General features: G+C 65.6%; 8 protein-coding genes. 4 read left to right on the top strand and 4 right to left on the bottom strand.

All coding sequences use genetic code 11. From position 1 onward, the window contains the following. From RR928_RS22090 to RR928_RS22075, 4 genes are all read right to left on the bottom strand, one after another. Positions 1–3,695, bottom strand: a 3,695-nt coding sequence (locus tag RR928_RS22090; RefSeq protein ID WP_332537686.1) for a PAS domain-containing protein, incomplete at its 3' end; no start/stop codon positions are given. A 127-nt stretch (positions 3,696–3,822) separates the two neighbouring features. Further along, positions 3,823–5,619, bottom strand: a complete 1,797-nt coding sequence (locus RR928_RS22085) for a monovalent cation:proton antiporter-2 (CPA2) family protein (RefSeq protein WP_332537685.1) — start codon at positions 5,617–5,619, stop codon at positions 3,823–3,825. Positions 5,620–5,631: 12 nt separating this feature from the next. Beyond that, entirely contained in the window at positions 5,632–6,798 is a 1,167-nt protein-coding gene (locus RR928_RS22080; protein ID WP_332537684.1) for a GGDEF domain-containing protein, read from the bottom strand. Between the two features lie 170 nt (positions 6,799–6,968). Continuing rightward, a complete protein-coding gene (locus RR928_RS22075; RefSeq protein ID WP_332537683.1) occupies positions 6,969–7,778 on the bottom strand; it encodes an IclR family transcriptional regulator domain-containing protein in 810 nt (269 codons plus the stop codon). Positions 7,779–7,926: 148 nt separating this feature from the next. On the opposite strand from RR928_RS22075, the gene mhpA reads away from it, so the two are divergent. From mhpA to RR928_RS22055, 4 genes are read left to right on the top strand one after another with little or no spacing between them, the layout of a single operon-like run. Next, on the top strand, positions 7,927–9,687 hold the full coding sequence (mhpA, locus tag RR928_RS22070; protein WP_332537682.1) for a bifunctional 3-(3-hydroxy-phenyl)propionate/3-hydroxycinnamic acid hydroxylase MhpA: 1,761 nt from the start codon (positions 7,927–7,929) through the stop codon (positions 9,685–9,687). Then, entirely contained in the window at positions 9,688–10,686 is a 999-nt protein-coding gene (locus tag RR928_RS22065; RefSeq protein WP_332684275.1) for a 3-carboxyethylcatechol 2,3-dioxygenase, read from the top strand. It abuts the gene before it with no gap. Beyond that, positions 10,683–11,465 carry a 2-keto-4-pentenoate hydratase gene (mhpD, locus tag RR928_RS22060; RefSeq protein ID WP_332537680.1) on the top strand — a complete coding sequence of 261 codons (783 nt, stop codon included), beginning with the start codon at positions 10,683–10,685 and terminating at the stop codon, positions 11,463–11,465. Before RR928_RS22065 ends, mhpD begins: the two co-directional genes overlap by 4 nt. A 41-nt stretch (positions 11,466–11,506) precedes the next feature. Beyond that, a complete protein-coding gene (locus RR928_RS22055) occupies positions 11,507–12,481 on the top strand; it encodes a Bug family tripartite tricarboxylate transporter substrate binding protein (protein ID WP_332537679.1) in 975 nt (324 codons plus the stop codon). The last annotated feature ends 86 nt before the right edge of the window (positions 12,482–12,567 follow it).

The raw sequence follows: 12,567 nt of genomic DNA, 5'->3' as shown, positions 1-12,567 counted from the left end.
ATGGGTTCAGGCCTGTGCAACAGAAATCCCTGAGCGTAGTCCACGCCGATGTCCCGCACATGTTGCAGCACTGCAGCTTGCTCGACAAACTCGGCGACGGTCCCGACACCGAGCACCCTTGCCACGTCGACGAAGCTGCGCACTGCGGCGGCGTCCAGCGGATCGTCGATCACATCCCGGATGAAGCTGCCATCGATCTTGAGCAGGTCGACCTTGAGTTTCTTCAAGTAACCGAAGGACGACGCCCCCGCGCCAAAGTCATCCAGCGCAATCCGTACCCCCAGTTCCCGCACTTGTTCGATGAATACAACTGCGTCCGTCATGTTGGTCACGGCCGCTGCCTCTGTGATCTCAAGGCAGATGCGCTGACACACCGCGCTGCCGGCTTGCGCGAGTGCATCGATGGCATAGCGGTGAAAGGCCCGGTCGCCCACCGAATGCGCTGTAAGGTTGATGCACAGTGTGTCCAGCACGTTCAAATCAGCGAGGTGCTGAATCTGCTGCACCGTGCGTTGCAGCACCCAGCGGTCTATGCGCGCGGCCATATGAAAGCGCTCTGCGGCCGGCAAGAATGCACCGGGCTGTATCAGGCTGCCATCGCTTTCGCGCAGGCGAATCAGCACTTCGGCATGAAGCCCGCTGCTGTTCCCGGCGAGCGGCTCGATCCGCTGGGCGTAGAGCACAAAACTGTCTTCATCCAGCGCCCGCTCCAGCCGGGCGGCCCATTGCATCTCGCCATGGCGTGCGAGTATTGCCTTGTCGCTGTCTGACCACACATGCACGCGATTGCGCCCCGCCTCCTTGGCGGCGTAGCACGAGGTGTCTGCCGCCTGCATGGCGGCTGCGGTGCCGCCCCAACGGCTGTCCAGAGGAACCAGTCCGATGCTGGCGCCGATGCGGAAACGCCGCTCGTCATGGAGAAACCTGAACTCATCCATGCGGTCGCAGATCTGCTGCGCCAGCCGGCCGGCCTGGTCCACCGTGCATTGCTCAAGAATCACGGCGAACTCGTCCCCCCCTAGCCGTGCAAGGGTGTCGTGCGCTCGAACGACGTCTTTCAGCAGCTTGGCCACCTGCTGCAGAAGCCGATCGCCCACCGAGTGACCGCAGGCATCGTTGACGAGCTTGAACTGATCGAGGTCTATGTACAGCAAGGCGTGCTCGCTGCCTTCTTCGCGTGCCTTTTCCAGCGTACGGCTCAGCTGCGACTCAAACTCGGCCCGATTGACCAGGCCGGTCAGCGCATCGTGCGTGGCCCGATAGCTCATTTCGCCCGAGAGACGTCGCTGCTCGGTCACGTCATGAAAGACCAGCACGACGCCGAGGATGTCGCCGCTGGGGTTGCGAATGGGTGCGGCAGAGTCTTCTATGCCGAACTCGTTGCCTTGGCGGGAAATGAGCACCGTGTGATTGCCTGTGCCGGCGATCCTGCCTTGCTCAAGACAGGTGAGCACCGGATTCTCGGCCGGTTGGCGCGACTCCGCATGGACGACGTGGAAGACCTGCGCTACCGGCTTTCCCTGCGCTGCGGCTGACGGCCAGCCTGTCATGCGTTCGGCGGACGGATTCAGCCAGGTGACTTCGCTTTGTGCGTTGGTGGTGATCACCGCGTCGCCAATCGATTGCAGGGTCACATGCAACAGCTCGTGCTGTTCAGCCAGCTGGTTGGCGAGGTGCCGCAGCGGCGTCACGTCCCAGTTCACTCCCACCATGCGCAGTGCCTGGCCTTCGGTGTCGCGCGTGACCCGGCCGGAGCCGCGAAGGTAGTGCACCGAGCCATCGGGCCAGACAACCCGGAACTCCGAGCGGAAATCGCCGCCGTCTTTCAGGCACTCCTGGACTTCGCCTTCCACGCGATCCTTGTCGTCGGGGTGAAGACGGTGGGACCACAGGGTATAACCCTCGGTGCCCGGGCCCATGGGCATGCCGTGCAGCGCGTACATCTGGGCATCCCAGGTGAGCGTGCCCTCACGCAACTTCCATTCCCACAGGCCGATGCCGCCACTTTCAGTGGCCAGCGATATGCGCTCGTGGGCGCTTTCGAGCATCTGCCGGTGCCTGACCCGCAGCGTAATGTCCTGAAAGGCGCCGAAAAGCCGCACTGGCTTGCCCGCCTGGAACTCCACATGACCGACGGCGCGCACCCAGATGCGCTGACCGCCGTGTTGAATGACGGGCAATTCCACGTCCCAGTCCCGCCCATCGCACGCGGCTTTGTGGATGGCCGCTTCGATCACCGGTCGCGCTTCTGGCGCATAAAATCCTATCGCTTCGGCGAGCGCGGGCTGGTGTCCCGGCGGCAAACCATGGATGCGGCAGGTCTCCTCTGACCATTTGACACGGGAGCTGGCAATGTCGAGTTCCCAACCGCCTACCTGCGCCAGAGCGCCGGTGCGGTTGAGCAGTTCTTCGCTCTTGCGCAGCTCTTCTTCCTGGATCTTGCGCACGGTGATGTCGAGGTGCGTGCCGAACATCCTTTCCGGTTGTCCGTCTGGCGTGCGGGTCAGCAGCCTTCCGCAACTGAGCACCCACACCCAATGACCGTCGCGGTGGCGCATCCGCGCCTCGCATTCGTAGGCCTTGGCTTCGCCGCAGAAGTGCGCCTGCAGCAGCGCGTTCGAACGCGCGACGTCGTCGGGATGGGTCAAGCCCGTCCAGGTATGGATGGTGGTCGGCTTCAGTTCGTCTATCGTCAGGCCCACGATCTCGGCCCAACGCTCGTTCAACCAGGTCTCGCCGGTTTGCACATTCCATTCCCAGGTTCCGGCGCCGGTACCCTGAATGATGGCCGTCAGCCGTTGCCGCTCGCCTTCGAGCACATGACGTTCCAGCTGCCGGTCGGTGATGTCTTCCACCGATCCCACAAAGTCTGTGACCTCACCATCCGTGTCGAGCACCGGTTGGGCGATGGAGCGGACATGGCGCACCGTGCCATCGTCGCGGCGCACCCTGAACTCCATGTCGAACTCGCGCTTGAGTGCCATGGCGCGATCCCACTCTGCGAAGGCGCCAGCCCGGTCGTCCGGGTGCAAGGTGCGACTCCAGTCATCGCCCAGGGCTTGGCTTTCGGTCAAGCCAAATATGGCCTGCCACTGCGCATTGGTGTAGGTGCAGGAACCGGACGCATCGGTAGCGAACACGCCCAGCGGAGAGGCCTCGCTGAGGGTGCGGAAGCGCGTTTCGCTGGCCACGAAAGCGCGCGCCATCCTCCTGGATTCAAGCGCCTGGACTGCAGCGATGGACAGCAGTCGCAAGGCTTCGCGTTGCTTCTCGCAGAGCTTGCGGGGCACGCGATCGATCACGCACAGGGTTCCAACGTGTGCGCCATTGCTCAAGCGCAGCGGGGCGCCGGCGTAGAAACGGATATCGGGCGCGCCGGCGACCAGCGGGTTGTCGGCAAACCGCGGATCGGCCAAGGCATCGGGTACCTCGAACACTTCTTCTTGCAGGATGGCATGGGCGCAGAACGCCACGTCGCGCGGCGTCTCGGTGACGCCAGGCAAGCCAATGTTGGCCTTGAACCACTGGCGGCCGCTGTCGATCAAGCTCACAAGCGCTATGGGCACACCGCAGACCAATCCGGCCGTCGCCACCAAAGCGTCGAATTCACGCTCGGGTGCAGAGTCGAGAACCTTGAGGTGCTCAAGGGCTCGCATGCGCTCGGCTTCGTCCAATGGCGTCGGTGCTGTCAACATGATGTGGCCTTACTCACAGTTGATTACCGATTGTCACGGCTATTTCGTCATCTTGGCGACCTGATTTTCCCTTTAAGGCATACGGGTGGAGGGAATCACCACGGCAACACGCCCCGTGGTTTGCCCTTCAGTGCTTTGCGGTGTTTGCCGCTGCATGCCGTGAATGATCCGGTGGATCGATATGTTCGATGTTGCCCAGCAGCAGGGCACGGCCCGCAAATACGCCGCTCACATCCTCTAGTTCAAAGCGTTCGGTGTCGCGCTTGCGCACGCGTTCGGTGATGGCCGCGGCCTCATCGTCCGTGGCGCCGAGCGCGGCCACGGCGTGCTGTCCCATCTGCAGCGCCGACTCGAAGGTCTCGCGCACGACATGGTGGGCGTCGAGCTTGATCAACTCCAGCGCATGCTGGCGGTCGAAGGCGCGCGTGACCACCACGGATTGGGGGAATTCGCGCTGGATGTTCTCGACGATGCGCGTGGTCGCATCCTTGTCGTCTATGCACACCAGGATGGCCTGCGCGTGGTGGGCACCCGCGGCATGCAGCACATCGGTTCTCGCGCCGTCGCCATAGTAGACCTTGAAGCCATAGGGCTCGGCCGCGCGTATCGCATCCGGGTCGCTGTCGATGATGGAAAGCTGCGCGCCGCGCGCCAGCGGGCCCTGGCTCGCGATCTGGCCTACACGGCCGAATCCTATGATGAGCACATTGCCCTGCAGGTCCTTGGGCGCCTCGACGCCGTCGAGCCTGATGGCCTGCGCCGCGCCCAGGCGCTTGTACAGCACCACCACCAAAGGCGTGAGCGCCATGGATAGAACGATGATGGCGGTCATGTTGGCGTTCACTTCGGGCGTGATCACGCGCAGCTTGAGCGCTTCGGCAAACAGCACGAAGGCGAACTCGCCGCCCTGGGCCATCAGAATGGCGCGGTCGACGGCATCGGCGTGCGAGCTCTTCGCCAGGCGGGCAACCGCATAGATGCACGCGGCCTTGGCGATCATCAGCGCCACGACGCCGGCGGCGATGAGCTGCCAGTTCCGGCCCACGACGTCGAGGTTCAAGGCCATGCCCACGCCCAGGAAGAACAATCCCAGCAGCAAGCCGCGAAACGGCTCGATATCGGCTTCGAGTTGGTGGCGGAAGGTGGACTCCGAAAGCAAAACGCCGGCCATGAACGCTCCCATGGCCATGGAGAGGCCGCCCAGCTCCATCAGCAGCGCCGCGCCGAGCACCACGAGCAGCGCCGCAGCCGTCATCACTTCGCGCGCCTTGGCCTTGGCCAGCACGCGGAACAGCGGATTGAGCAGCCACAGGCCGGCGCCTACCAGGGCCGCCAGGGACAGAACTGCCAGACCCACGCGCTGCCACGGCGAGGCGCTGGCCACGGGCAAGGCATCGGCCGGTGCGAGAAACGCCACGATGGCCAGCAAAGGCACGATCAGCAGATCTTCGAACAGCAGGATGGAGACAATGCGCTGGCCGCGCGGCGCGAGAATGTCGCCGCGTTCGGCCAGCACCTGCATGACCACGGCCGTGGAGGTCAGCACGAAGCCCGCGCCGCAGACGAAGGACACCTGCCAGGAGAAGCCGAAAGCCATGCTCACCGCGGTGAGCAAGGTCGCGCAAAGCAGTACCTGCATGCTGCCCAGGCCGAATATCTGCGCGCGCAGATTCCAGAGGTGCGAAGGCTTCATCTCCAGCCCGATGACAAACAGGAACATCACCACGCCGAGTTCGGCGATGTGGATGATGGTCTGGGCGTCGTTGACCAGGCCCAGGCCGTACGGACCTATGGCCAGGCCGCCGGCGAGGTAGCCCAGCACCGAGCCCAGGCCGAAACGTTTGAACAACGGCACGGCAATGACCGCGGCGCCCAGCAAGGTGATGATGCTTGTCAGCTGGCTGGCGTTACCTTCAGCGGCCATATGGATTTTCCTTCATGTAGTCTGTATTTCGTTCAGCGGTCGGGCCACATACACGCGGTCACGTCCCGCCTGCTTGGCCTGGTAGAGCAGGCCGTCCGCACGCGACAGCGTGGCGGACAGCTCGGTCGGGCTGGTGATCGGCGCGATGCCGAAACTGATGGTCATGCGGTCGCCATCGGGCAACAGCTGCCTGTTTTCGCTCAACTGCATGCGTATGCGCTGGGCAATGCTCTCGGCGCTGGCGAGGTCGGTGCGCAGCAGCAGCACGAACTCCTCGCCGCCGAAACGCGCGACCAGGTCGTCGCCGCGCACCTGCTGGGTCAGCGCGCCGGCCACGGTCTGCAGCACATGGTCGCCGTGTGCATGGCCCCAGGTGTCGTTGATGCGCTTGAAATGGTCGATGTCGCCGATCAGCAGCGTCCAGGGGCCGCGCTGCGGATCGCGCAGCAGCGGCCCGGCCGCCTCCTGGAAGGCCCGGCGGTTGAGCAGGTTGGTCAGCGGGTCCATGTTGCGTTCCGCGCGCAGCGCGGTCATGGTGTCGCGCACCGTATTGGCCAGCAGCAGCATGGCGAACAGCAGCGCGAACAGCATGGTGGTGGCCAGCATCATCAGCCAGTAGGAAGAAAAGAATGCGGCGTCCTGGCCCTTGCTGCCTACGGCCAGCCACAGAATGGGGCGGATGCTGGTGTTGAGCGCGAACACCACATACGACCAGTACATCGCGCGCTCCAATCCTCCCGCGGGCAGCTGGCGGCGCAGAATGCGCGCCGCGGGCAGCAGCTGCATCAGTCCCAGGCCGGCGTTGAGCCAGAGCATGCGCATCCACAGACTGACCTCGACGCGGCTGTAGTAATAGAGCGCCAGCAGCACCACGGCGCCTATGAGCAGGCCCAGCCGCGGCCGGGCCGAGACGTCGTAATAGCCGGCCAGGCCGCGCGCAAAGCTCCAGGCGCCAAACAGATACAACATGCCCGTGACCACGGCCCAGCGCTGCAGCTCCTCGACGCTCATCAGGCTTTGCCAGGCGAGCGCGCTGCCCACCAGCGCGTAGCTGGCCGCGACCCACAGCAGATGGAAACGGCGCCGCTGCACCCGCCAGCAGCCCGCGAGCATCGCTCCCAGCAGCAGCATGCACGCCGGAATGATCAACAGAAACAGGCGGTCGATGAGAATGGGCACGTGATCAATGCAGCCGCACGCCGCGTGGAAGAGTGGTCAGCAGGCATGACAGGCGCGCGGCTGGCCCGCGGCGCGCTGCCTTCCCGTGGACCGATAATTGATTATTCTGGCAGCGATTTGCATTCGCGGGGAGGATCTGGGCTCCAATTCGCGCGCCATCGTACATGGCGCTATTCCCGCCAGGGCGTGCTGTCGCGGCCTATGCGATAGGCGAGCTTTTGCAGCAGCGGCAAATACTTGCGCTCCACCGTCTGTTCATCGACCGAGGCATTGGGGTAGATCATGTTGATGGCGCCTATGACCTGGTCCGTTCCCATCACGGCCACGCCTATGGCCGAGAAATCGGATTCCTTGGCCCATTCGCCGCTGTTGCGCGCATAGCCGCGTGCGCGCGTGGCCTGGAGCAGCGCATCTATGGACTGGCGGTCCCTGGCCATGTCGCCTATCCAGTCGGGACGCTGGCCCAGCAGCTGCAGGATGCTGCCTAGCTGCTCGGCGTCGCAGGCCGCGAGGTAGGCCCGGCCTATCGCCGTGACGAACAGCGGCAGCCGTTCGCCGATCATCGCCTGGTGTTGAGACAGCAGGCTGAAGCGGTGCGTGCTTTCGCGCACCACGAGAAATCCGGCTTCCATCGTCGCCAGGTCGCAAGGCCACATCAGCTGCTTGACGGCGCCGCGCATCAACGGCGTCGCCACCTGGCTGATCCATTCATCCTCGATGAAGCCTTCGCTCAGGCGCTTGACTTCGAAGGTCAGGCAGTACTGGCCTTCCTGCTCGGTGGGCCGCACCAGGCCGCAGGTGCGCAGCGTCTCCAGCATTCTCTTGACGGTGGTGCGATGCACCTGCGTCATCTGGCCCAGCTCGGTCGTGGTGGCCGTGCCGCCGGGCATCTGGTTCATGCATTTGAGCAAGGCGATGCCGCGGGCCAGACTGCGAATGTCTTTGTAGGCCTCGCTGGCGCTGGGGATGTCGTCCGGCATGGGGCGCTGGTCCTGGTAATTACCCGTGGCTCAAGGTGCACCACGTGCACTCAGTTTACCGGTTCGCGGGGCGTCCACACAATTCCAGTCATCAAGTGGCCGGAAGTGATTTCCGGAAAACGACGCGTACTGAGCAAGGACCGGGGACATGACAAAACAAGCGCACGAGACACATTCCGCACTGGACGCTGACGTCCTGATCATTGGCGCCGGCCCGGTGGGCCTGACGACCGCCAACATCCTGGGGCAGGCGGGCGTGAAGACGCTGGTGGTGGAGAAGCTGGACGCGATCATCGACTACCCGCGCGCCATCGGCATCGACGACGAGTCGCTGCGCACCCTGCAGACCGCGGGCCTGAGCGGCGAAGTGCAAAAGCACATCACGCCCTATCACTGGATGCGCTTTTACACGGCCGGCGGCAAATGCTTCGCGTCCATAGAGCCGCGCACCGATGAATTCGGCTGGTCGCGGCGCAACGCGTTCATCCAGCCCGAGGTCGACCAGATCCTGTACGAAGGCCTGCAACGCTATGCGCATGTGCAGGTGCTGTTCGGCCAGAGCGTCTGCGCGGTGTCCCAGGGCGCAGAAGGCGTGGCGCTCGAAGTCGAGAATGCGCAAGGCGAGAAGAGGACCTTGCGCGCGCGCTATCTCGTGGCCTGCGACGGCGGCAACAGCCTGATCCGGCGCACGCTGAACGTGGCCTTCGAAGGCCGGACCAAGCCCAACCAGTGGATCGTGGTCGACGTGCGCAACGACCCGCTGGGCACGCCCCATGTCGGCATGCACTGCGATCCCGAGCGGCCCTATGTGTCGGCCGCCCTGCCGCATGGCATACGGCGCTTCGAGTTCATGGTGATGCCGGGCGAGACCGAAGAGGAGCTGTTCAAGCCCGAAGCCATGGCGCGGCTGATGTCCAAGGTGGTCGCCCATCCCGACAAGGTCGACTACATCCGCAAGCGCGTCTACACGCACAACGCGCGCCTGGCCGCGACCTTTCGCGTGCAGCGCATCTTTCTGGCCGGCGACGCGGCCCACATCATGCCGGTCTGGCAGGGCCAGGGCTACAACAGCGGCATGCGCGACGCGAGCAACCTCGCGTGGAAGCTCGCGCTGGTGGTGCAGGGCAAGGCCGGCGACGCGCTGCTCGACAGCTATACCGAGGAGCGGCGTGACCACGCGCGCTCGATGATCCACCTGTCCGAAGTCGCGGGCGACATCTTCGCGCCCGAAAGCGCAACCGCGGCCAAGGTGCGCGACACCGTGATGCTGGCGATGAACGCCGTGCCGCCCGTGAAGCAGTATTTCGCCGAGATGCGCTTCAAGCCCATGCCGCGCTATGAGAAGGGGCTGGTGCTGCATGCCGCGCCGTCGGGCCCGCCTTCGGCGCTGGGCGGTCTGCTCACGCGTTCGGGCGACACGCCGCTGGGCCGGCTGCTGGGACTGGTGGCCGAAAAGAAGGAGTCCTTCGTCGGCCGGCTGCTCAACGGTTTCGAAACCGTAGAGCCCAGCCCCGTGGGGCGGATGTTCATCCAGCCGCTGGTCACGACCGAGGACGGCGCCGTGCACAAGCTCGACGACGTGATAGGCCTGCGCTTTGCGATCCTGGCCTGGGGCACGGACCCGACTTCGGGCATGGCGCCCGAAGTGCGCGCGTTCTGGGAGCGCACCGGCGTGAAGTTCCTGTGCGTCAAGCCGCTGGGCCAGATGAGCCGCGGCGCAATGGCCCAGCCGCATGTGACGCTGCTGCAGGACACGCAAGGCCGCATCAAGGACTGGTTCGGCGCGCAGAAGAAGGCCGTGGTGTTCATTCGCCCCGACCGTTTCGTCGCGGCCCTGGCCAGCCCGCAGGAAGTCGATGCCGTGAGCCAGCAGCTCGCCCAGCGCATGGCCCAAGCCGTGGAGGCCTGAATGCAGATCCGCAGATCGGAACGTGGCTTTCTGGGCATGTCGCATTCGCCGCTCTATGGCCTGAATGCGGTCGATGCCGCAGTGCAGCGGCAGCTCGACGCCGCGGTGGCCCAGGCGCGCGCGCTGGTACATGACTTTGCCCCGGAACTGGTGGTGCTGGTCGGGCCCGACCACTACAACGGCTTCTTCAACGAACTGATGCCGCCGTTTTGCATAGGCTCCGCAGCGACTTCGGTCGGTGACTACCTCACGCCCGCGGGAGCGCTGAATGTCGATGCCGCGCTGGCGCTGGGCCTGGCCGAGCATCTGATGGACGCCGACTTCGACGTCGCGGTGTCGCGCCGCATGAAGGTGGACCATGGCTTCGTGCAGGCGCTGCAGTTTCTCTGGGGCGGGCTGGACACGCCGCCCGTGCTGCCGGTCTTCCTCAACGCCGTCGCCCAGCCCGGCATCGCGCGCCTGCGCCGCTGCGCGCAGCTGGGCCGGGAGATGGGCCGCTTTCTCGACGGCCTGCCGCAGCGCACGCTGCTGATCGGCTCGGGCGGGCTGTCGCATGAGCCGCCGGTGCCGACCATGGAACACCCAGACGCCGCGGTGCGCGAGCGCATCACCTGCGCGCGCATGCCGACGGCACAGGAAGTCGCGGCCAAGACCGAGCGCGTGATGGCCGCGGGCCTGGCGCTGGCGGCCGGCAGCCCGGACATGAAGCCGCTGAACCCGCAGTGGGACCTGCAGTGGATGCAGGCCACGGAGCAGGCCGACTGGAGCGCGTTCTCCGCGCAGGGCGAGGCCGCGATCGCGCAGCACGCGGGGCTGTCGGCGCACGAGTCCAAGACCTGGGTCGTGGCGCGCACCGCGCTGGACTCGCCCGGCACAGGCCAGGCGCTGCACTGCGGACTGCGCCACTACCAGGCGATTCCCGAATTCATCGCCGGCTACGGCATCTTGATGCTGCACAACCTCGCTTCTCCTCACGTTCCTGAAAGGCCATTCCCATGAATACACCAGAGCACATCGAACGCTGGGCCGCGGCGCTGCGCGCGGCCGAAGCCGGGCGCGCGCCGATCGCACCGCTGCGCGCGGAAATTTCCGACGCCGAAACCGCGTACGCGGTGCAGCTGGCCAACGTCGCCCATGCGCAGGCCCAGGGCCGGCGCATCGTCGGGCGCAAGATAGGCCTGACCTCGCTGGCGGTGCAAAAGCAGCTGGGCGTGGACCAGCCCGACTTCGGCACGCTGTTCGCCGACATGGTCCACGGCGACGACGAGCCGATAGCGCTGGCGCGCACGCTGCAGCCCAAGGTCGAGGCCGAAGTGGCGCTGGTGCTGCGGCACGATCTGGACCTGCGTGACGCGACGCTGGTGGACGTGATCAATGCCACCGACTACGTGCTGCCGGCCATAGAGATCGTCGGCAGCCGCATTGCCAGCTGGGACATCCGCTTCATCGACACCGTGGCCGACAACGCTTCGAGCGGCCTGGTCGTGCTCGGCGCCGTGCCCACGCGGCTCGACGGGCTGGACCTCAAGTCCTGCGCGATGGAAATGCGCTGCAACGGCGAAGTGGTGTCCACCGGCAGCGGCGCGGCCTGCCTGGGCCATCCGTTGAACGCGGCCGTGTGGCTGGCGCGCAAGCTCGCGGCGCTGGGCCAGCCGCTGCGCGCCGGCGACCTGGTGCTGACCGGAGCGCTGGGACCCATGGTGGCCGTCAAGGCCGGCGACCGCTTCGAGGCGCGGATCTCGGGCGTGGGCGTGGTCAACGCCCAGTTCGGCACCTGACACGACTTCCCCATAACAACCATTCCATTCAGGAGACAAAAATGAGCCTCAAACGACAATTCCTGCTGGCCTGCGCGCTGGCGCTTCCCGGCCTGGCGCTGGCCCAGCCGGCAGCGGCCTTTCCCCAGCGCCAGGTCACCATGGTCGTGCCGTTTCCCGCGGGCGGCATCACCGACACCGTGGCGCGCGCGCTCGCGCTGAAGATGGGCGAGAACCTGGGCAAGGCGGTGATCGTCGAGAACAAGCCCGGCGGCGGCGGCCAGATCGCCGCCGCCCAGGTGCGCCAGGCGCCGGCCGACGGCCACACGATCTACGTGGGCGCGACCGAAATGTTCGCCATCAACCCCGTGCTGTTTCGCAAGTTCTCCTATGACCCGCTCAAGGATTTCACGCCCATCACCTCGCTGATCCGCTCGCCGCTGGTGCTGGTCGTGCCCGAGAACAGCCCCATCAAGGATATCGACGGCCTGGTCAAGGCGGCCAGGACCGAAGCCAAGGGGCTGAGCTTTGCCTCGCAGGGGCCGGGCTCGATAGGCCATCTGCTGGGCGAAGTGTTCCGCAGCAAGACCCAGGGCCAGTTCACGCATGTGCCCTACAAGGGCTCGGCGCCTGGCCTGCAGGACCTGATGGCCGGTCAGGTCGACATGATGTTCGACCCGGTGATCAGCACCGCACCCTTGATCGCGGGCAGGAAGCTGCGGCCGCTGGCGATCGCCGCCGCCGAGCGCGCGCCGCAGATGCCCCAGGTGCCCACGCTGCTCGAGCTCGGCCTGACCGGCCTCGACGCCCAGGTCTGGTTTGGCGCGGTCGCCAGGGCCGGCACGCCCGCGCCCGTGGTGCAGCGGCTCAACGACGCCCTGCATGCGGCGATGAAGGACCCTGAAGTGCAAAAGCGTTTTGCCGAGCAGGGCATGCAGGCCTTCCCGTCAACGCCCGCGCAGTTCGGCAGCTTCATGGCCGCAGAAGCCGCGCGCTGGGCGCCGCTGGTCAAGGCCAGCGGCGCTTCCATCGATTGATTTTTTACCTAAGGCAAATGCGATGACCCGCAAACTCAAGGCTGCCATCATCGGCAGCGGCAACATCGGCACGGACTTGATGATCA

The organism is Comamonas sp. (genome assembly GCF_036666375.1).
Lineage (GTDB): Bacteria > Pseudomonadota > Gammaproteobacteria > Burkholderiales > Burkholderiaceae_C > Comamonas.
The sequence above is the reverse complement of the archived record's forward strand: the minus strand, read 5'-3'. Positions and strand labels throughout refer to the sequence as shown.